Origin of the sequence: Tropicibacter alexandrii, assembly GCF_003667315.2 — a bacterium.
GTDB lineage: Bacteria > Pseudomonadota > Alphaproteobacteria > Rhodobacterales > Rhodobacteraceae > Tropicibacter > Tropicibacter alexandrii.
Genome location: NZ_RCTZ02000011.1, coordinates 86285 through 107143 on the forward strand (window position 1 = coordinate 86285; position 20859 = coordinate 107143).

The 20859-nt window shown below is 64.5% G+C and carries 20 protein-coding genes; 10 read left to right on the forward strand and 10 right to left on the reverse strand.

Annotated elements, in window-relative coordinates:
• Positions 1–178: 178 nt before the first annotated feature.
• Positions 179–1354 carry an O-succinylhomoserine sulfhydrylase gene (gene metZ, locus D8Z78_RS14980; protein ID WP_420824320.1) on the reverse strand — a complete coding sequence of 392 codons (1176 nt, stop codon included), beginning with the start codon at positions 1352–1354 and terminating at the stop codon, positions 179–181.
• Between the two features lie 248 nt (positions 1355–1602).
• Here metZ and D8Z78_RS24650 point away from each other — a divergent pair, with 248 nt between their 5' ends.
• Both D8Z78_RS24650 and D8Z78_RS14990 read left to right on the forward strand, forming a co-directional pair.
• On the forward strand, positions 1603–2517 hold the full coding sequence (locus tag D8Z78_RS24650; protein WP_164932977.1) for a lipase family protein: 915 nt from the start codon (positions 1603–1605) through the stop codon (positions 2515–2517).
• 99 nt (positions 2518–2616) lie between these two features.
• On the forward strand, positions 2617–4518 hold the full coding sequence (locus D8Z78_RS14990) for a cation:proton antiporter domain-containing protein (RefSeq protein ID WP_121631586.1): 1902 nt from the start codon (positions 2617–2619) through the stop codon (positions 4516–4518).
• Positions 4519–4605: 87 nt separating this feature from the next.
• On the opposite strand, the gene D8Z78_RS14995 is transcribed toward D8Z78_RS14990, so the two are convergent.
• The 5 genes from D8Z78_RS14995 to D8Z78_RS15015 all read right to left on the reverse strand — a co-directional run bounded on the left by D8Z78_RS14995 (position 4606) and on the right by D8Z78_RS15015 (position 9694).
• A complete protein-coding gene (locus D8Z78_RS14995; RefSeq protein ID WP_121631585.1) occupies positions 4606–5112 on the reverse strand; it encodes a CarD family transcriptional regulator in 507 nt (168 codons plus the stop codon).
• A gap of 274 nt (positions 5113–5386) precedes the next feature.
• Positions 5387–5725, reverse strand: a complete 339-nt coding sequence (gene fdxA, locus D8Z78_RS15000; protein WP_121631584.1) for a ferredoxin FdxA — start codon at positions 5723–5725, stop codon at positions 5387–5389.
• A 57-nt stretch (positions 5726–5782) separates the two neighbouring features.
• Positions 5783–6163 carry an RNA-binding S4 domain-containing protein gene (locus tag D8Z78_RS15005; RefSeq protein ID WP_121631583.1) on the reverse strand — a complete coding sequence of 127 codons (381 nt, stop codon included), beginning with the start codon at positions 6161–6163 and terminating at the stop codon, positions 5783–5785.
• Positions 6164–9112: a helicase-related protein gene (locus D8Z78_RS15010; protein WP_121631582.1), complete on the reverse strand. Its 2949-nt coding sequence runs from the start codon at positions 9110–9112 to the stop codon at positions 6164–6166. It lies immediately after the preceding gene.
• 30 nt (positions 9113–9142) lie between these two features.
• A complete protein-coding gene (locus D8Z78_RS15015) occupies positions 9143–9694 on the reverse strand; it encodes a tetratricopeptide repeat protein (protein ID WP_240672140.1) in 552 nt (183 codons plus the stop codon).
• Positions 9695–9782: 88 nt separating this feature from the next.
• On the opposite strand from D8Z78_RS15015, the gene D8Z78_RS15020 reads away from it, so the two are divergent.
• From D8Z78_RS15020 to D8Z78_RS15050, 7 genes are all read left to right on the forward strand, one after another.
• The gene (locus D8Z78_RS15020; protein WP_121631581.1) at positions 9783–10073 is read left to right on the forward strand and encodes an SCP2 sterol-binding domain-containing protein; all 291 of its coding nucleotides are present in this window, start codon (positions 9783–9785) and stop codon (positions 10071–10073) included.
• On the forward strand, positions 10073–11035 hold the full coding sequence (locus tag D8Z78_RS15025) for an alpha/beta fold hydrolase (RefSeq protein ID WP_121631580.1): 963 nt from the start codon (positions 10073–10075) through the stop codon (positions 11033–11035). The genes D8Z78_RS15020 and D8Z78_RS15025 overlap by 1 nt, the downstream gene beginning before the upstream one ends.
• 38 nt (positions 11036–11073) lie before the next feature.
• Positions 11074–12069 carry a ligase-associated DNA damage response exonuclease gene (locus D8Z78_RS15030; protein ID WP_121631579.1) on the forward strand — a complete coding sequence of 332 codons (996 nt, stop codon included), beginning with the start codon at positions 11074–11076 and terminating at the stop codon, positions 12067–12069.
• Positions 12066–13655, forward strand: a complete 1590-nt coding sequence (locus D8Z78_RS15035; protein WP_121631578.1) for an ATP-dependent DNA ligase — start codon at positions 12066–12068, stop codon at positions 13653–13655. Before D8Z78_RS15030 ends, D8Z78_RS15035 begins: the two co-directional genes overlap by 4 nt.
• A 63-nt stretch (positions 13656–13718) precedes the next feature.
• On the forward strand, positions 13719–14582 hold the full coding sequence (locus tag D8Z78_RS15040) for a porin family protein (RefSeq protein ID WP_121631577.1): 864 nt from the start codon (positions 13719–13721) through the stop codon (positions 14580–14582).
• Positions 14583–14703: 121 nt separating this feature from the next.
• On the forward strand, positions 14704–16518 hold the full coding sequence (locus tag D8Z78_RS15045) for a M3 family oligoendopeptidase (RefSeq protein ID WP_121631576.1): 1815 nt from the start codon (positions 14704–14706) through the stop codon (positions 16516–16518).
• 104 nt (positions 16519–16622) lie between these two features.
• Positions 16623–17120: a GNAT family N-acetyltransferase gene (locus tag D8Z78_RS15050; RefSeq protein WP_121631575.1), complete on the forward strand. Its 498-nt coding sequence runs from the start codon at positions 16623–16625 to the stop codon at positions 17118–17120.
• Here the strand turns inward: D8Z78_RS15050 and D8Z78_RS15055 are convergent.
• The gene (locus D8Z78_RS15055) at positions 17083–17352 is read right to left on the reverse strand and encodes a DksA/TraR family C4-type zinc finger protein (protein WP_121631574.1); all 270 of its coding nucleotides are present in this window, start codon (positions 17350–17352) and stop codon (positions 17083–17085) included. The genes D8Z78_RS15050 and D8Z78_RS15055 overlap by 38 nt on opposite strands.
• Before the next feature lie 100 nt (positions 17353–17452).
• Between D8Z78_RS15055 and D8Z78_RS15060 the strand changes: the two genes are divergently transcribed.
• Positions 17453–17968, forward strand: coding sequence for a glutathione peroxidase (locus tag D8Z78_RS15060; protein WP_121631573.1), 516 nt, complete (start codon positions 17453–17455; stop codon positions 17966–17968).
• Between the two features lie 48 nt (positions 17969–18016).
• Here the strand turns inward: D8Z78_RS15060 and D8Z78_RS15065 are convergent, their stop codons facing one another.
• The 3 genes from D8Z78_RS15065 to betA form a co-directional block, all read right to left on the reverse strand.
• Entirely contained in the window at positions 18017–18256 is a 240-nt protein-coding gene (locus D8Z78_RS15065) for an HP1242/YdcH family protein (RefSeq protein WP_121631572.1), read from the reverse strand.
• 112 nt (positions 18257–18368) lie between these two features.
• Positions 18369–19049: a thermonuclease family protein gene (locus D8Z78_RS15070; protein WP_240672141.1), complete on the reverse strand. Its 681-nt coding sequence runs from the start codon at positions 19047–19049 to the stop codon at positions 18369–18371.
• A 54-nt stretch (positions 19050–19103) separates the two neighbouring features.
• Positions 19104–20756: a choline dehydrogenase gene (betA, locus tag D8Z78_RS15075; protein WP_121631571.1), complete on the reverse strand. Its 1653-nt coding sequence runs from the start codon at positions 20754–20756 to the stop codon at positions 19104–19106.
• Positions 20757–20859 lie beyond the last annotated feature (103 nt).

Sequence of the window (20859 nt, forward strand, 5' to 3'; positions counted from 1 at the left end):
GATTTCCATTGTCGTATCTTTCTACGCAGGAAACGACAAACCGGATCAAATATTTACGGCCGCTCGCCCCCTGCGGTGGCAAGGCGCTTCGAAGCGCCTTGGATCACGCGTCTTGCAAGACGCGTCACAAGCGCCTTGCAAGGCGCTTGTCCCAAGGCCGTTCGAACGGCCTTGCGCCCTACACCGCGTCCAGCGCCTGCAGCAGGTCGTCGATCAGGTCTTGCGGCTCCTCGATCCCCACCGAGAACCGGATCCAGCCGTCGGATATCCCAAGGCTGGCGCGTTGCTCGGGCTTCAGGCGCTGATGCGTCGTGGTCGCGGGATGGGTCGCAATGGACTTCGCATCGCCAAGGTTGTTCGAGATCACCGCGATCTCAAGCCCGTTCAGGAACCGGAAGGCCGCCTCCTTGCCGCCCTTGACCTCCAACGCCACCATGGTGCCGCCCGCGCCCAGCTGGCGCATCGCCAGATCATGCTGGGGATGCGAGACCAGCCCCGGATAGACCACCTGCGACAGCTTCGGATGCCCCTCCAGCGCCTCGGCGATCGCCAACGCGCCTGCGGTCTGCGCCCGCACCCGCAGGCCAACCGTTTCCAGCCCCTTGAGCTGAACCCATGCGTTGAACGGGCTCATCGAGCCGCCCGTATGCTTCATGTACGGTTCGACCACACCGCGGATATGCTCGCGCGTGCCAAGGATCACCCCGCCCAGACACCGCCCCTGCCCGTCCACATGCTTGGTCGTGGAATAGACAACGATATCAGCGCCCTGCTCGACGGCCTTCGAGTAGACCGGCGTGGAAAACACGTTGTCCACCACCACCTTTGCGCCGACCGCGTGGGCGATCTCGGCAACGCTTTCGATATCGACCAGTTCAAGCGTCGGGTTCGACATGCTTTCGAAGAACACCGCCTTGGTGTCCGCCCGCACGGCCTTGCGCCACTGGTCCAGATCCTCGCCATCGACAAAGGTCACCTCGACGCCGTAGCGGGTCAGAACCTCTTCCAGAATATACAGGCACGACCCGAACAGCGCCCGCGCCGACACGATGTGATCGCCCGCCCGCAGCATCGACACCAGCGCGCCGTTGACCGCCGCCATGCCGGAGGCGCAGGCAAACCCGTCCTCCGTGCCTTCGAGCAGCGCCATGCGCTCCTCGAACATGGCGACCGTGGGGTTGCCGTAGCGGGCGTAAATGTATTCGTCCGGGCCCGTCTTGACGAAACGCTGCTCCGCCGCCTCGGCCGTGTCGTAAACGAACCCTTGGGTCAGGAAAAGCGCCTCGGACACCTCGTTCCACTGGCTCCGCTTGGTGCCGCCATGCACGAGATTGGTTTGCTTCGAACGCGTCATGTTGATGTCCTTCCAACAAAAAAGCCCCGATCGCGGCCAAGCGAAAGGGACCTTTCGTCTGACCTCTTTAGCGGTTTTTCTCGGGTCTTGCCCAAGGTGGCCCGCAATCCGGTAACAAATCGCCACGAACAGCCAATTACGCCTGTTAAGCGTGCATTGCAAGACCGTCACGCGGCGGTAACAAAGCCTTCACCAAAGCTTTGCAGCCTGTCGCTATCCCATTCCCGAGGATGTTCCCGGATTGCGCCATGCCCCTGCTACGGATCACCTGCGATGACCAAGGACCCCGCCTGCACGGAACGGCGGCCCTGATCCCGGCCCTGCGGCACGGGCTTGCGGCCGATCCCGGCCCGGTCACCGTCATGATCCATGGCTTCCGCTATGCGCCCGGTCACATGATCAGCTGCCCGCATCGCAGCCTGTTGGCTGCAGGCCCGGTCTCATCGGCGCGCATCCGGTCATGGCCGCGTCGCCTTGGCCTGCGGGGCCAACATGGCGAAGGTCTGGGTCTGGCCTTTGGCTGGAATGCGCGCGGCACGATCTGGCAGGCCCATGCCCGCGCGGCCCATGCCGGGCGCGGCCTCGCCGCGCTGGTCGACTTGATCCATCGGATCGACCCCGCACGCCCGGTGAACGTCGTGGCGCATTCGCTGGGCGCGCGCGTGGCCCTGCGCGCTCTGGCGCTGGATGCGCCTGTCAGCCGCATGGTCCTGCTGGCCGGGGCCGAGTTCGCCTCGACCACCCGCGCGGCCCTGAGAACACAGGCTGGCCAACAGGCACAGGTCCTCAACGTCACAAGCCGCGAAAACGACCTGTTCGACTTTGCCATGGAATGCCTCGTGCGCCCACCCGAGGCCGGGGACCGGATGTTGGGGCATGGGCAACTGGGCCTGCCGAATGTCGCCACGCTGCAATTGGATCATACCGAGACACTGGCCCGCCTGCGAAAGGCTGGCTTTCCGATTGCCGAGCCGACGCGCCGCGTCTGCCATTGGTCGCCCTACCTGCGGGCGGGGGTCTTTCCGCTCTATCGCGCGGTTTTGTCGGGGTCGCTCAGCCTGCCGCACCTGCGCGCCCTTCTACCCGAAGAGCCCTCGCCCCGCTGGTCGCGCCTGTTGCCGCCGCGCCCGCGCGCGCCATTGCCTGCCTTGCCTGCACGCTGACCGCAAGTTGTCGGATTTTCTCACAAATCCGACAGCCCATGTTGCGTTTCTTTACCGTTGCACCGCATCATGGGAGCAAGGCAAATCAGGGCGCAACGCATGGAATCCTTCCTCTTTCAGGCCTCGGTCTTTCTGGGTGCCGCGGTCATCGCGGTGCCCATCGCGGCGCGGCTCGGGCTGGGGTCGGTGCTGGGCTATCTCGCCGCCGGGCTGATCATCGGGCCGGGCTTGGGCCTGATCGAACATACCGAGGATATCCGCCACTTCGCTGAATTCGGCGTCGTGATGATGCTGTTCCTCATCGGGCTCGAACTCGAACCACGCGCGCTGTGGGACATGCGCCACCGCCTGATCGGGTTGGGCGGGTTGCAGATCACCCTGACGACGCTGGCGATCATGGTGGCGACGCTGGCCATCGGGCAATGGTACAAGCCCCTCGCCACATGGCAGACCGCGCTGGCCGTCGGGCTGATCGTCGCGCTGTCCTCCACCGCGATCGTGTTGCAGACCCTGTCGGAAAAGGGGCTGATGCAGACCAGTGGCGGGCGCTCGACCTTTTCGGTGCTGCTGACGCAGGACATCGCGGTGATCCCGATGCTGATCGCCCTGCCCCTGCTGGCCGCCGCGCCCGCGGTGACGCTGTCGCAGGATGGCTCGATCCGGCGGCCTTCGGATATCGCCGCCGATGCCCATCACGGCATGAGCCTCGTGGACGGGTTGCCGGGCTGGGGCGTCGCGCTGGTCATGCTGGCCATGGTCGCCGCGATCATCCTCGCCGGCATCTATGGCGCGCGGCCTTTGTTCCGCTTCATCCACGCCGCCCGCCTGCCAGAGATGTTCACGGCGGTCGCGCTTTTGATCGTCGTCGGCATCGGCTTCTTGATGAACCTCGTGGGCCTGTCCGCCGCGCTTGGTACCTTCCTTGCGGGTGTTGTGCTGGCCAACTCGGAATTCCGCCACGAACTCGAAAGCGACATCGAACCCTTCAAGGGCTTGTTGCTGGGGCTGTTCTTCATCACCGTGGGCGCCGGTATCGACGTGGAACGGCTGTTCAAGGAACCGGCGGTGATCATGGCCGCCGCGCTGGCGGTGATCCTGATCAAGGGTGTCGTGCTGTTCGTGCTGGGCCGCGCCTTTGGCCTGCGCAAGCGGGGCTTGTGGCTGTTCACGCTGGGCCTCGCGCAGGCGGGGGAGTTCGGCTTTGTGCTGACCTCCTTCGCGCTGGGGCAAAGCGTGCTGACCCAAGGGCTTGCCGACCGGCTGCTGCTGGTCATCGCCCTGTCGATGATGATCACGCCGCTGTTGTTCCTGATCTTCGACTTCGTCGCCAAACGCTACGAAGAGCGCGGCGAAACGCGCGCGCCAGACAAGATCGACGCGCAGGGTCCGGTGATCGTCGCAGGGATTGGCCGGTTTGGCCAGATCGTGACGCGGTTGGTGCAATCCTCGGGGTATCCCACGGTTGTGCTGGATCACGACATGGGCACGATCCAACTGATGCGGCGCTTTGGCTATCGCGGCTTCTTCGGCGACCCAACGCGGCCAGAACTGCTGCACGCCGCCGGGATCGAAAACGCCAAGGTGCTGGTCGCCGCGCTGGACGATGCCAAGGCCAACACCAAGCTGGTCGCCTATGCGCGGCGCCTGCGGCCCGACCTGCACATCATCGCGCGCGCGCGCGACCGGACGCATGTGTTCCTGCTATATAAGGTCGGCGCGAATGACATCGTGCGGGAGATGTTCGACAGCTCGCTGCGCGCCGGGCGCTACGTGCTGGAAAACATGGGGATGAGCGAATACGAGGCCGCGATTGCCGAGGAAACGTTCTATCACCACGACCGCCAGACCCTGCGGGAATTGGCGAGCTTGTGGGACCCTTCCATGCCGGCCTCGGAGAACCACGCCTATGTGGACCGGGCGCGCGAGCTGGAAAAGGAGTTGGAGACCGCTCTTTACACGGCCCTCGAAGAGCGCGCCAAGGCCGAAAAAGGCGCGGCCTGACCCGCTCAAGGGGCCGCGCGCAGCCCCCGGCCAAAGAAAAACCGCGCGCCCGTCAAGGCACGCGGTCACATCAAATCGAAGGGTGGCTTACGCTGCGCGCAGACCCAGAACCTCGTCCACCTGACGGGCAGCGGCAACCTCGTCACCGGTCACGGCGGCCACTTCTCGGGTCAGACGCTCCAGCGCCGCCTCGTAGAGCTGACGCTCGGAATAGGATTGCTCGCGCTGGTCATCGGCGCGGTGCAGGTCGCGCACCACCTCGGCAATCGCGATCAGGTCGCCCGAGTTGATCTTTTGCTCGTATTCCTGCGCCCGGCGCGACCACATGGCGCGCTTGACCTTGGCCTTGCCCTTCAGCGTCTTCATCGCGGCATCGACCACATCCGGAGAGCTGAGCGAGCGCATGCCGATCTCGGTCGCCTTGTGGGTCGGAACCCGCAGCGTCATCTTGTCCTTTTCAAAAGAGATCACGAACAGCTCAAGGCTGATCCCCGCGATTTCCTGCTCCTCGATGGACATGATCTGTCCGACGCCATGCGCCGGGTAGACCACGTAGTCGTTCGGGCGGAATTCGGGTTTCTTCGCTTTGGTCATATAGTCTCTTCCTCGCAGCTCACGCGGTACACAGGCGAAAAAAAAGACGATCGGGGACCCGTCAAAGTTCCCGGTCATCTCGTTATATCAGCTCAGCTTAAGCCCCCAGAGGCAGCCCGGCACAGTGCCATGTGTACGGTGTCATCATGTAACGGGCATCATACCACAAAAAACGCCGCACTCCTAGCGCCATGGAGAGAAACAGAAAGCTCACGTTTTCTCAACGGCTTGCGCGTGATAGCGCAACCAACCCTAGCCCGCCATGGGCGAATCGTCAGCCGCCCTCGCCGGGCTTTTCCGAGAAGTACTTGTTCAGCTTGTCGGCTTCACCGTCACGCTCTTCGGCCTCGGGCAGCGGGTCTTTCTTGGTGATGATGACCGGCCATTCCTCGGAATATTTGCGATTGAACTCGACCCATTTCTCCATGTCCGGCTCGGTGTCCGGGCGGATGGCATCGGCGGGGCATTCCGGCTCGCAGACGCCGCAATCGATGCATTCATCGGGATGGATCACCAGCATGTTCTCCCCCTCGTAGAAACAGTCCACGGGGCAGACCTCGACACAGTCGGTGTATTTGCAGGCGATACAGTTGTCGACGACGACATAGGTCATTGGGCATCTCGTCCGTTCAAAGGCGCGTTGCAGCGATAGCTAGACCAGCGCCCGCCATCATTCAAGCGCCTGCGACCGATCAAGATCGAGTTTCCTGCGATCCTTTTTCGTGGGACGCGCATTGCCTTCGATCCGCTGGATTGGCGGAACGTCTTTCTTTTCTTGGGTCTCGGGCGGGGACAGATCCTCGTACAGGGTCTGCGCCTCGGTCGCGGGGCCGCGTCGCGTGCCGCAGGCGGCGATCCGGATCACCCGGACCAAGCGCCCCTGCGGAAAGGTCAGCGTATCCCCCGGACCCACCGCGCGGCTGGCCTTGGACACGTGCTGACCATTGACCCGGGTATGCCCGCCGGTGACGCAGGCCGCAGCAAGCGACCGGCTCTTGAAGAACCGGGCCTGCCACAGCCATTTGTCGAGGCGGATGCGGTCGTCCGACACTCAGGACTTGTCCTTGAACCCCATGAGCGCCGCGGCGAAGGGATTGTCCGGATCGATCGGCTTTTCCTTCTTCGGCGGACGCGAGGAGAAGGTCTTCGGCCCGCGATCATTTCGATCCCGGTCGCCTTTCGGCCCGCCCTTGCCTTTCGGTTTGCCCTTGCCGCGCGGCTTGTCGCCACGGTCGCCACGGGCCTCGCCCGGCTTGGCATCGCGGCGCGGCTTGCCGCCGCCCCGGCGCTGCTGGTTGCCACCGCGATTGCCACCCCATGTGAAGGTGTAGAACACCTCCATCTCGGGACCGGCCAGCGCCGCATCGGGCGTCTCGCCCGGCACCAGCTCTTCTTCGGGGGCGTCAGGCACCGGAGTTTCCGCCACCGGCTCGACCGGATCGGTCTCGACCGGGGCCTCGCCCTGATCGGGCAAGTCCTGCACGCGCTCCGGCAGATCGGCGGCGTCGGGTGCGACGGCTGCGGCGGCATCGGTGCCCGGCGCAACCTCCTGCGCGGCGTCCATCACCGGCACATCTTCGGCAGGCGCGCCATCCTCGGTCGCCATCACGGCATCGACGGGCTTGACCTTGGCCCGCTCGCCCTTTTCGGCGCGGTAGCCCAGCCCGCCCATGAGGTCGGCGAACTGTTCCAGCGTCATGCCAGTGATCGACAGCATGTCGGCCTTGGCCTCGAACCCGGCCCGGCTGTCCTCGCCACGCACCATGTCGGCCAGACGTTCCAGCATGTCGATGCGGATCGCCCGTTGACCGGCTTTGCGGTAGCCCGCCAGCGTGTAATGCTCGGCGGGCACGGCCTCGATATTCGGGACCGTCACCAGACCCGGAGGCGGCGCCTCGGGGAATTCGTCCAGCCCATTCGCCAGCGACCAAAGCACCAGACGCAGGCGCGTCGGCGCGGGCTTCAGCAGAAGCGGCATGAAGATCGTGTATTGACCGAACCGCACACCGTGCTTGCGCAGCGCGCCACGGGCGTCCTGATCCAGTTCCTTGACCTCGGCAGCCACGTCGGCACGCGGGATCACGCCCATATTCTCGATCAAACGGAAGGCAAAGCCACGGGCCAGACCGCTCAGCGCCTCGTCATCCTTGAGCTTTTGCAGCGGCTCGAACAGGGCGGCGATCTTGCGATCCATGAAGTGCTGCAAGCGGCGCTCGACCTTTTGGGCGACGTCCGGTCCGGCCTCTTCGTCGACAAACGCGACCACGCGCGGCTTCAACGGGTCATCGCCCTTGGCCAGCTTGCCCACGGCCTGCTCGCCCCACATCAACCCACCCTGTTCGGTGAAATCGATTTCGGTATCCGGCGCGTTGTAGAAACGGTCGGCGCGCAAATGGAAATGCGGCGTCAGCGCCTGGATCGAGGCCTGACGCAGCGTCTTGGCCTCCTGCCCGGTTGCGTCCTTGTCCTGACGGAACCGGAACCCTTCCAATTTGCCGACGAATTGCCCTTCGACGGTGACTTCACCTTGTTCGTTCACTTCGGCCAAAAGGGCCTCCTTCTGTTTCAACCGCCGAAGCAGCACGCTGGTCCGCCGGTCTACAAATCTTTGCGTCAGCCGCTGGTGCAGCGCATCTGACAGGCTGTCTTCTACAGCGCGAGTCGCCCCGCGCCAATGCTCTTCATCGCGTAGCCAACCCTTGCGCTGCGCAACATAGGTCCATGTGCGAATATAGGCGAGACGTTTCGAGAGTGTGTCAATGTCGCCATCTGTCCTGTCGATCCGTTTGATCTGTCGCGCCATGAAGTCGTCGGGCACCGCACCGTGTTCGTGCAGATGCCCGAAGATAACGCTCAAAAGCCCCGCATGTTCCGCCGGAGAGATGCCGCGGAAATCGGGGATTCGGCAGACATCCCACAGCAACTGTACGGACCGCGCATCCGAGGCCCGCGCCCGCACCTCGGCCTCGGCGGACATCAGCCTAAGCGCGCGCAGGTCGTCGGCCTCGCGGGCCTTGTTCAGGCGGTCGTCGTTGGGGGCTTGATCCAAGGATCTTTCCAGCGCGTCGATGCTGCCGAATTGCAGCGCGGCGTTGCGCCAGTTCAGCTTCTTCAAGGGCGTAAAGGAGTGGTTGCAGATCGCCTCGGCGACCTCATCGGGCAGCGGCCCCGCCTCGCCCGTCACGCCGAATGTGCCGTGGCTCATGCCGCGCCCGGCCCGGCCCGCGATCTGGGCCAGTTCATTGGGCGCCAAAGGCCGCATCCGCCGCCCGTCGAATTTCGTCGTGGACGAAAACGCGACGTGGTCGATGTCGAGGTTCAGCCCCATGCCGATGGCATCGGTGGCCACCAGAAAATCGACCTCGCCATTCTGGTACAGATCGACCTGAGCGTTCCGCGTCCGGGGGCTCAAAGCGCCCATGACGACCGCCGCACCGCCCTTTTGCCGCTTCAACAGCTCGGCGATAGCATAGACATTATCAACCGAAAACCCGACGATTGCCGTGCGCGACTGCAGTCTGCTTATCTTTTTCGAACCAGTATAGGCCAATTGGCTCATCCGCTCGCGGCGGATGAATTCGACTCCCGGCACCAAGGCCGCAATCGGCCCGCGCATGGTGTCGGAGCCCATGAACAGCGTCTCCTGCGTGCCCCGCATCCGGAGCAGTCGGTCGGTGAACACATGCCCGCGCTCGGGATCGGCACATAGCTGGATCTCGTCGATGCCGACGAAATCCGCGCCCATGCCTTCGGGCATGGCCTCGACCGTGCAGACCCAGTACTGCGCGCGCGGCGGCACGATGCGTTCCTCGCCCGTGACCAGCGCCACGACCGAGGGTCCGCGCACAGCGACGATGCGGTCATAGACCTCGCGCGCAAGCAGGCGCAATGGCAGGCCGATCACGCCGGTCCGCCGCGCCAACATCCGCTCGATCGCGTAATGGGTCTTGCCTGTATTGGTCGGGCCGAGAACGGCCGCGATCCGTGCGCCTTGGGCCATTGGGGGCCGCCTTTGGGTACGGGGCGAACGCTAGAGTTCGACGCCCTTCACTTTGACTTCCAGCCGCTTGAGCGCCTCGATCACCTCGGGGTCATGCGGCCGCATCTCCAGTACCCGCTCATAGGCCTGATACGCAAGCACCGGCTTTCCGACCTGCTCATTGATCGCGCCGACGCCCTTGAGCGCCGGGAAGTGGTGCGGGTTCAGGGACAGCACCCGTTCCAGCGCATCCAGCGCCGGGCCAAAGCGTTCGCGTTCGTAATAGACCAGCGCCAGCCCGTACCAGCCTTCGGCGAAATCCGGCGCATGATCGGTCAATGCGCGGAAATGTTCGATGGCGGCATCGAATTTCCTGACCTCCATCGCATCGGTGCCCCGCTTCAACAGCAGGTCCATCGCAGCCGAGCCGCTTTTCGACCATTCCGAAAAGATGCGATTCTCCAGCCGCCGGGCCTCGGTCGCGTCCTCGGCCTGCGCCAACTCCTCCAGCAACTCGGATGCGCGGTCTTGCGCTGACGTTGCGACAGGTAGGGAAAACATGACTACGGCCAGAACTGCCGTGACGGTAAATTTGATATTCATGGGTCCCGTGCTCATAACGTGTACCAGTGTAGCGTCCGGGGCAGACAATGCCAGCGCACGTTTTCGTTAAGACCTGACAGGAGCAGAGATGAGTGACACCATAAACGCCGCCGTTGCGGCACTGAACGCAAAGATGGACGGCAACGGGTTCGACGGGACCGCCAAGTTCGTGATCGAGGATGAGGGCAGCGTCATCATCGACGAGAACGGCGCCCATGCGGGCGACGAAGCGGCGGACGTGACCCTGACCGCCACGCAGGAAACCTTCGAGGCGATCCTTGCGGGCGATCTCGACCCGACCTCTGCCTTCATGTCGGGCAAGCTGTCGATCGATGGCGACATGGGCGCGGCAATGCGTCTGGCGCAGGTTCTGGCATAATGAGCTACACCCCCGCGCCCTTCCATGTCGATCTGTCCGAAGGTCCCGCCGACGCACGCGCGTACTGGGCGCGCACCTCGGACGGGCTGCGCGTGCGCGTGGCCCACTACCCGTCGACCGGGGCGCGGGGGACCGTCCTGATGTTTCCGGGCCGGACCGAATATGTCGAGAAATACGGTCGCGTCGCCGCCGATCTGGCGCGCGCAGGCTATCACATGCTGGCCATCGACTGGCGTGGGCAGGGCATGGCCGACCGGATGCTGACCGATGCCCGCACCGGCCATGTGCAGGTCTTCGAGGATTACCAGAAGGACATCAGCGCGATGTTGGGCGTGGCCGATTGGCTGGACCTGCCCGGCAAGCGGCACATGATCGCCCATTCCATGGGCGGCTGCATCGGCCTGCGCGCGGTGATGGATGGTCTGGACGTGGCCTCTTGCGTCTTTACCGGGCCGATGTGGGGCATCCGCATCGCCAACCCGGTGCGCCCCGCCGCATGGGCGATCAGCCGCGCGGCCAAGTCGGTGGGTCTGAGCCATCTCTATGCGCCCGGCACCTCGCCCGACAGCTACATCGTGACCGCGCCCTTCGTCGACAACCTGCTGACCACCGATCAGGACAGCTTCGACTACATGCGCCGCCAGATCCTTGCCATACCGGAACTGCAACTGGGGGGGCCGTCGCTGCATTGGCTGCACGAGGCACTGGCCGAGACGCGCGCCCTGTCGCGCCGCCCCTCGCCCGACCTGCCCTGCCTGACCTTCTGCGGCACGAATGAACGCATTGTCGACGTGCCCCGCATCAGCGACCGCATGGCCCGCTGGCCCGGCGGGCGGCTCGAAATGGTCGCGAATGGCGAACACGAGGTCCTGATGGAAGCGCCGCCGCTGCGCGACCGCCTGATCGGCCAGATCCTCGACCTGTTCGAGAATGCGCCGCGCGACTCCGCGTTATCCGCCTGACCACTGGACGGATCGCGCCCGGCCCCTAGACTTTGCCCATGCGCGACCCGGTCCTGACCTTTACCGAAGACGGAATCTACTGCCCCGCGGGCGATTTCCACATCGACCCGTGGCGTCCCGTGGCGCGGGCGTTGATCACCCATGGCCATGCGGATCATGCGCGCCCCGGGATGGGGGCATACCTCGCCACCGACCGCGCCCTGCCCGTGATACGCCACCGGCTGGGCGAGATCACCGCCGACGCGATCGCCTATGGCGAGACGCGCACGATCGGCGGTGCGCAGGTCAGCTTTCATCCGGCGGGCCACCTGCCCGGCTCGGCCCAGATCCGGGTCGAGGTGGGGGGCGAGGTCTGGGTCGTCTCGGGCGATTACAAGACCACGCCGGACGGGCTGGCCGAGCCATTCGAGCCGGTGCGCTGCCACAGCTTCATCACCGAATGCACCTTTGGCCTGCCCATCTTCACTTGGCAGCCGCAGCAAGAGGTCGCCGAGCAGATCAACCAATGGTGGAGCGCCAACCGCGCCGAAGGGCGGTTTTCCCTGCTGGGCGCCTATTCGCTGGGCAAGGCGCAGCGGCTGATGTCGCTGATCGACCCGCAGGGGCCGATCCTGACCCATGGCGCGGTCGAGGCGACAAATGCGGTGCTGCGCGCCCAAGGCTATGCTTTGCCCGAGACGGTGCAGGTCACCCCCGACATGAACGTCAAGGATTATCCCGGCGCGCTGGTCATCGCGCCGCCCTCGGCGCTTGGCAGCGCTTGGGCCCGGCGCTTTGGTCGCGCCTCCACCGGCTTTGCCTCAGGCTGGATGCGGCTGCGCGGCATCCGCAGGCGGAGGGCGATGGATCGGGGCTTTGTCCTGTCGGACCATGCGGACTGGCCCGGCCTGCACGAGGCCATTGCCGCGACGGGTGCGGAAAACATATACGTCACGCATGGTTACACGGATATCTTCGCGCGCCACCTGAATGAGATCGGCTACACTGCCCGGATCGTCCCCACGCGCTTCGGCGAAGAGGAGGACGCGGCATGAAACGCTTTGCCGCGCTTTTCAGGGCGTTGGACGAAACCACAAAAACCAGCCTGAAAACAAAGGCTTTGGCGGATTACTTCAGTCACGCTCCGGATCGCGACAAGCTGTGGTGCGTGGCGCTGTTTTCCGGCCGCCGTCCGAAACGCGCCGTCACCACCACGCAGCTGCGCGAATGGGCCGCAGAGGCCGCCAACCTGCCGCTTTGGCTGCTGGAGGACAGCTACAACATCGTCGGCGATCTGGCGGAAACGCTGGCGCTGATCCTGCCGGAGCCGACCGCGACCTCGGATCACGACCTGACCTTCTGGCTGACCGAGTTGCAAGCCCTCCACGATCTCGACCCCGACGCCCGCAAGGCCCGCATTCTGGGTGCATGGAACCAGCTCGACCCGACCGAGCGGCTGATCTTCAACAAGCTGATCACCGGCGGTTTCCGCATCGGTGTCAGCCGCAAGCTGATGACCCGCGCACTGGCACAGGCCACCGGGCAGGCGGAATCGGTGCTCGCGCATAAGTTGATGGGTAACTGGACCCCGACGACGACCGACTGGACCCGGCTGATCGAGGCCAACGACCCGCAGGCCGTCAGCGCGCGCCCCTACCCGTTCTACCTTGCCTACCAGCTCGAAGTCCCACCCGACACGCTCGGCGCCCCCGGCGACTGGCAGGCGGAATGGAAATGGGACGGAATCCGGGGCCAGCTGGTGCTGCGCGACACCCATCACCTGTGGTCGCGCGGCGAGGAACTGATCACCGACCGTTTCCCCGAATTCGCCCGCGCCGCCGATTTCCTGCCCCAAGGCACGGTGCTGGATGGCGAGATCGTCACGTGGGACGGGGCGCAGCCCCTGCCCTTTGCCACGCTGCAAACCCGAATCGGGCGCAAGACCGTGCCGAAAAAGCTGCTAAAGGACGCCCCCGCGATCCTGCTGGCCTATGACCTGCTCGAAGATCGGGGCGAGGACATCCGCCAACATCCCTTGGCCGAGCGCCGCGCGCGTCTCGACGCGCTGCTTTCCGATCTGCCCGTTGATGCACCGCTGCGCCCCTCGCCCCTGATCGCCTTCGACGACTGGCCCGAACTGGCCCGGACCCGCGCCAAGGCCCGCGACCACCGCGCCGAGGGGCTGATGCTGAAACGCCGCGACGCGCCCTATCTCGATGGCCGCAAGAAAGGCGACTGGTGGAAATGGAAGCTTGACCCGCTGACCGTTGACGCGGTGATGATCTATGCCCAGTCCGGCCATGGACGCCGCGCCAACCTGTTCACCGACTTCACTTTTGCGGTCTGGAAGGGCAACGATCTGGTGCCGTTTACCAAGGCCTATTCCGGCCTGACCGATGCGGAGTTCGAGCAGATCACCCATTGGGTCCGCCGCAACACGCTGCAACGCTTTGGCCCGGTGCGGCAGGTCACGCCCGAACATGTGTTCGAGATCGCCTTCGAGGGCATCCAAGCCAGCCCGCGCCATAAGTCCGGCATCGCCCTGCGCTTTCCCCGCATGGCCCGCTGGCGGCATGACAAGCCGGTGCAAGAGGCCAACACGCTCGACGATCTGCATGCACTGCTGGCCGCCTACGGGTAATATGACACCTTTTCCTTCGTCGTTCCGCGTGCCATTCTTTCTGCACAGCAGAAAGACATCCGCATGCGCCTATCCCTGATCCTTGCCATCGCCGCCCTGCCCGCAGGGCTGCACGCCCAGTCCATAGATTTCGACGGAACCGTCAGCCTCGGCGCGACCGATGCCTATGCCAGCCACGGCGTAGGCCAGATTGATGCGACGGTGACGATCCCCTTGTCGCAAAGTTGGCCGCTGAGCTTTGAGCTGGGCACCTATCTGTTTGCGCTTGATGGCAAGCGCCCGCATGAAACCTATGCCGCCCTTGTCTGGAACGACACATGGCGGCTGGGCGCGGTGCGCCCGGCCTATGACGCGGTGCTGCCCTCGGTGTTCGAGCGGAACGCCCCCTATCTGGCTTATGCCCGCGCCGAATACGCCCGCGCCCATGCCACGACCGAAGCCATGCGACGCACCGCCGTGCCATGGGGCCTCAGCTATACCCACCAGGCGGGGGATCTGCGCTTTTGGGTATCGGCGCATGATGCTGTCAAGGGCGGCTTCCGCTCCGCCTCTGTGGCGCTGGAATGGCAGCGCGGTCCGTGGACCGTGGCCGCCGCCGTCGAAGGCGTGTGGGACCGCGCTTCGATCTATGACGGGATCAACGCCAAGCTCGGCGCGCGCTACGATTTCGGCGATGTCGAGATCGGGCTGGGCTGGCTGCACCCGAATGCCAGCGGCTTGCCCGATGCGCTTGCGCTGCATGCCGCGTGGGAGGTCAACCAGCGCGTGACCCTGTCGGCCTTCGGTGAATTTACCGAAAACGGACGCAATGACGCCTATGGCCTGTCGGCGCGCTATGCGATCCGCCCCGATCTGGATGTTACCCTGGCTGCTACCGATGGCGCGGCGGGCAGCGCCTTTCATCTGACATTGGCGCATCGGTTCTGACCGGGAACCCGAATTTTCATGAAAATTCGGCACCATCCGGAGCGGCAAAATCACTCTCACGCCTTGAACCCGGCCCCTGCCCGCGCTTACCTCCTGTGCAAACGACAACAGGAGACGCCCCATGACCATCCAGCCACTCTTTGACGCAAATGCCAGCGCCGGAGGCAAGGATCTGGGCGGCTTGCCCGAATGGGACCTGACCGATCTCTACGCCTCCCCCGACGCACCAGAGCTGAAGCGCGATCTGGACTGGCTGGAACAGGCCTGCGCCAGCTTTGCCGCCGATTACGAGGGCAAGCTGGCAGACTTGTCCGCTGACGACTTCCTGACCTGCGTGCAACGCAACGAAAAGATCGACATGGTCGCCGGTCGCATCATGTCCTTTGCGGGCCTGCGCTATTACCAGATGACCGTCGATCCGGAGCGGGCGAAATTCCTGTCGGACTGTCAGGAAAAGCTGACCAATTACACCACGCCGCTGGTCTTCTTTACGCTGGAACTGAACCGGCTCGACGATGACCATCTGGACAAGCTGTTCGCGCAAAACGCCGATCTTGCCCGCTACAAGCCGGTCTTCGACCGCATCCGCGCGATGAAGCCCTACCAGCTCTCCGACGAGATGGAGAAGTTCCTCCACGACATGGGCGTGGTCGGCGACGCGTGGGAGCGGCTGTTCGATGAGACCATCGCCAGCCTGACCTTCGAGATCGACGGCGAAGAGTTGAACATCGAATCCACGCTGAACTTCCTGACCGAGCAGGATCGCAGCAAACGCGAGGCGGCGGCGCATGAACTGGCCCGCGTCTTTGGTGAGAACATCAAGATCTTTGCCCGCGTCCACAACACACAGGCCAAGGAAAAAGAGGTCATGGACCGCTGGCGCGGCATGCCCACGGCGCAGACCGGCCGCCACCTGTCGAACCACGTCGAACCCGAGGTGGTCGAGGCGCTGCGCAATGCCGTGGTGGACGCCTATCCGCGCCTGTCGCACCGCTATTATGCGTTGAAAGCCAAGTGGTTGGGGCTGGACACGTTGCAAGTCTGGGATCGCAACGCCCCCCTGCCGATGGAGGCCACGCGCACCGTCAAATGGGACGAGGCGCGCGAGACGGTGATGAACGCTTATAACGCCTTCGACCCGCGCATGGGAGAGATCGCCACGCCCTTCTTCGACAAGGGCTGGATCGACGCCGCCGTGAAACCGGGCAAGGCACCGGGGGCCTTCGCGCACCCCACCGTCACCGATGTGCACCCTTATGTGATGCTCAACTACCTCGGCAAACCGCGCGACGTGATGACCTTGGCCCACGAATTGGGTCACGGCGTGCATCAAGTGCTGGCCGCGGGGCAAGGCGAGATGCTGTCCTCGACGCCGTTGACTCTGGCCGAAACCGCAAGCGTGTTCGGCGAGATGCTGACCTTCCAGCGGATGCTCGACAACGCGAAGGATGACAAGGAACGCAAGGTCCTGCTGGCGGGCAAGGTCGAGGACATGATCAACACCGTCGTGCGCCAGATCGCCTTCTACGACTTCGAATGCAAGCTGCACGCGGCGCGGCGCGGCGGCGAGCTGACCCCGGATGACATCAACGCCCTGTGGATGTCGGTGCAGGCCGAAAGCCTCGGCCCGGTCTTCGAATTCATGGATGGGTATGAGACCTTCTGGGCCTACATCCCGCATTTCGTCCACTCGCCCTTCTACGTCTATGCCTATGCGTTCGGCGACGGGTTGGTGAACGCGCTCTATGCCGCCTATCAGGAAAACCCCGAGGGCTTTCAGGACAAGTATTTCGACATGCTCAAGGCGGGCGGGTCCAAGCACCACAAGGAATTGCTGGCGCCGTTTGGTCTGGACGCCTCTGACCCGAAGTTCTGGGACAAGGGCCTGTCGATGATCGAAGGCTTCATCGACCAGCTCGAAGCGATGGAAGACTAGGCGACACGCGCCCCGGGCTTGACCCGGGGCCTCCACCCCAGCGCAGGCCAAGAGGTCCCGGGTCAAGCCCGGGACACGGGTCTGCTCCGCGCCAAGAGATCCGCATGACCGTCACGCTCCGCCCCCTCGCACCGTCCGACCTGCACCTGACCGACGGCTTCACCCTGCCGCCCGATCAGGCCCCGTTTGCCGATCTGCCACGCCAGACGATGAGCAAAGGCGCGGCGCGGGACGGCCATCTGATCTTGTCGGACAATCAGCCGGTAGGTTTCTTCGCCATCGACCGCGACTATGCCGAAACCCAAGACTCCGCCCCGGAGGGCGTGATTGGCCTGCGCATGTTCCTGATCGACCATGCGCATCAGGGCCGCGGCCTTGCCAAATCCGCCTGCGCCGCGCTGCGCCCCTACCTCGCGCAGCATTACGACGCGCCGGAATGCTGGCTGACCGTCAACGCAAAGAACCCAGCCGCCCGCGCCGCCTATCTGCATGGCGGCTTTGTCGATACCGGCGCGCTCTACCTCGATGGCGGTTACGGCCCGCAGCACATCCTGCGACTGCCGCTTACTTCAGTTGCGAATCCTTCGAGCCGCGCCGGTTGATCCCGCCCTTGCGCGCCTGCTGGCCCTGCCGTTCGGAGGCGCAGTCCACGCACAGCTTGACCCCGGGCAGCGCCGCGCGCCGCGCCTCGGGGATTTCCTCTCCGCATTCCGCGCAATCCGTCAGGCTTTCGCCCACCGGGCCGCGCCGTGCCCGCAGACGCGCCAGTTCATCGGCGATCGACGCCTCGATCTGTTCCGACACCGCGCCGTCGCGTGTCCATCCTCCGGCCATGACATCTCTCCTTTCGGTCCAGAAAATCATGCGGACCAACGCCGGGCAAGCCCGTTGACATGCGGCCTGCCGCACTATCTTTGCCGAAAGGAGACCTGCCATGCGCCGCCTTGCCCTTGTCCTGAGCCTGATCGCCGGCACTGCCGCCGCCGCCCCGAACGTGCCCTTCGACAACATCGATGGCGGCCCGCTGTCGCTTGACCAATACGCGGGCCAGCTGGTGCTGCTGGTCAACACCGCCTCGCGCTGCGGGTTCACGCCGCAATATGACGGGCTTCAGGCGCTTTATGACCGCTACAAGGATCGAGGTCTGGTCGTCGTCACCGTGCCCTCGAACGATTTCCGGCAGGAACTGGCGACCGGCGAACAGGTGGCGGAATTCTGCGCCATCAATTTCGGCCTGACGCTGCCGATGACGGACATCACCCATGTGCGCGGCGAGCAGGCGCACCCGGTCTACAAATGGCTGGCCGAGGAACACGGATTTACGCCGCAATGGAACTTCAACAAGGTGTTGCTGGATGGCGAGGGCAACTTCGTTGCCGCCTTTGGCAGCAGTGCGCGGCCCCTCTCGCGCAACATCACCAACGCTGTAGAAGCCCTTCTGAACAAATGAAAACCCCCGACGCGGCGCGCCGGGGGCCTGTTTCACGGTCGGGGCGGATCAGGACGCCTTGAGCAGGCCGTAGATCTCGTCCTTGAGCGCCGCGCGTTCCTTGCGCAGCTGGTCTTCGGCCAGCTGTTCCATCGGCTCGACATTGGTCTCGGCGCGGTGCACCCGACGGTTGATCTCGTGATACTTGTCCGCCAGTTTGACGAAATGCGCGTCGGACGTCTTTAGCGCCGACATCTTTTCCGCGAATTCCGGAAATTCCTCGTGCAGTTCATGGGGGGTGTGGGACATCTCGCGTCTCCTCCTTTTTTTGCCTTGTCTGACAAGAGATTGGCACGCGCCGTAAGCCCCGACCTTGACGCGGATCAATAGATGCGTCGCAGGCACGAAATTTCATGAAATTTCAGACCTTCGAGCGCCGCCAGCCGGCTGCACGGGCCTCCGCCTCGGTGCAGAAATAGCGCTCGCCCTTGGAGGGACTGATCTTCGTCCGGGTGTAGTATTCCTGACCGGGCACATGGTAGATGCGCACGCCCTTCGAATTGATGTTGCCCTTGATCTTGCAGTCCTGAGGCACGGCGCGGGCCAATTGCGCCTCGCGCCCCTGCCGTCCCACCGCGCGAAAGGCCGCAGGCCGCATGACGCCGGTGCCAAACAGCCCCGCCTTGACGCGACGGGCATAGGCTTCGTCACCGATGTAGCGGTCGGAATATTTCGGATAGGCAAAGGCCAGCCCGCCACGCACGAGATCGCGGTTCAGCTCGGACGTACCGTCCATGCAGATTGCGACGATGCGTGAATAACGGTCCGTATCCGTCTGAAAGCACTCCAGAACCCGGCCCTCATATCGAGCCGTGACCTCGGCGGTCACCCATTTGCCACAGGCCCACATCGGGGTGCCCTCGCCGCCGCAGCGCTGGTCGCCCTCGACCGCGTCGATGCCGTGCAACCGAATGCGCTGGCCGTCGATGACGAAGGTATCGCCGTCCACCACATGCGCAGGTCCGCGCACGGCCAGCCTGTCGCTCGCTTGTCCCGCCCCGGCCCACAGAGCCACCATCGCCATGATCGCAAATCTTAACATTCCGTTAAGATCGGCGTTCCGGTGCCCGGTTTCAACCGAATCTGTTAAGGAAAGTTAACGCTGCTGCGCCTGCCAATCGGGGTGAATCCACGGCTCTGACTCGTCGCGCGGCAGGCTGCGCCCCAGCACGTGATCTGCGATCTTCTCGCCAACCATGATCGAGGGGGCGTTGAGGTTGCCATTGGTGATGCGCGGAAAGATCGAACTGTCCGCCACGCGCAGGCCCTCGACCCCAATGACCCTACCCTCGGGATCGACCACCGCGTGCGGGTCCTCTGCCGCGCCCATCCGGCAGGTGCCGCAGGGGTGATAGGCGCTTTCGGCATGCTCCCGTATGAACGCATCCAAAGCCTCGTCCGATTGCACGTCGGCGCCCGGCTGGATTTCCTTGCCGCGATACGGATCGAACGCCGCTTGACCAAAGATTTCCCGCGTCAGGCGAATGCATTGGCGAAAATCGGTCCAGTCCTCCGGGTCGGACATGTAGTTGAAGAAGATCCGCGGTGCCGCTTCGGGATCGCCGGAGTGCAAAGTGATCGCCCCCCGCGATTTCGACCGCATCGGCCCGACATGGGCCTGAAATCCATGCCCCTCGGCCGCGACCTTGCCGTCGTAGCGTACGGCGATCGGCAGGAAATGATATTGGATATCAGGATATTGCACCCCGGCCTTCGAGCGGATGAAACCGCAGCTCTCGAACTGGTTCGACGCGCCCGGACCCCGCCGCCGCAGCACCCATTGCGCCCCAACCCAAGCCTTGCCCCACAGGTTCCAATACTTCGCCAGACTGACCGGCTGCGTCGCGGCCATCTGGATATACAACTCAAGGTGGTCCTGCAGGTTCTGCCCCACGCCGGGCCGATCCGCCCGCACGCCGATGCCGAGGGCGCGCAGATGCGCCGCCGGGCCAATGCCCGAATGCATCAGCAGCGCCGGCGAGTTGATGGCAGAGGCCGCAACGATCACCTCCGCCCCCGCGCGGATCACCTCGACCTTCGGACCCCGGCGAATCTCGACCCCCACCGCGCGCCCGTCCTCGAACACCACGCGCCGGGCCAGCCCCCGCACCAGCCGCGCGCCGCGTGCCAGCGCAGGCCGCAGATAGGCCTTGGCCGCCGACCACCGCTCGCCCTTCCAGACGGTCATGTCGAACGCGCCAAACCCTTCTTGTTGCGCGCCGTTATAGTCGCCGGTCACCGGATAACCCGCCTGCCGCCCGGCCTCGACGAAGGCCCGTGTCAACGGGTTGTCCCGCTTGCCCCGCGTCACATGCAAGGGTCCGCCCCGCCCGCGCCATGCCGGGTCGCCGCCATGCCCGCCGGAATGCCAATCCTCCATGCGCTTGAAATAGGGCAAGACATCCGCATAACCCCATGACTTGGCGCCACTTTCCTCCCAATGGGCATAGTCCATCGCGTGCCCGCGCACGTAGATCATGCCGTTGATCGAGCTTGACCCGCCAATGACCTTGCCGCGCGGGGTCACCAGCCTGCGCCCGCCCAAGCCCGGCTCGGGCTCTGTGCTGTAGCCCCAGTCATAACGCTTCATGTTCATCGGATAGGACAGCGCGCCGGGCATGTTGATGAACGGCCCCCAATCGCTGCCACCATGCTCGATGACCGTGACGGACTTGCCCGCTTCGACCAGCCTGTAGGCCATGGCACAGCCCGCGCTGCCCGCGCCGATGATCACGTAATCTGACGTCATGGATGTCTTTCCGTATTTGTCTTGACAGGGGCCGGTGCTTGGCCGTAACGGCCAATCCGATGCACCCGAGAGATGCAGCGTGTCGTTCGCCGCGTGGCCCGGT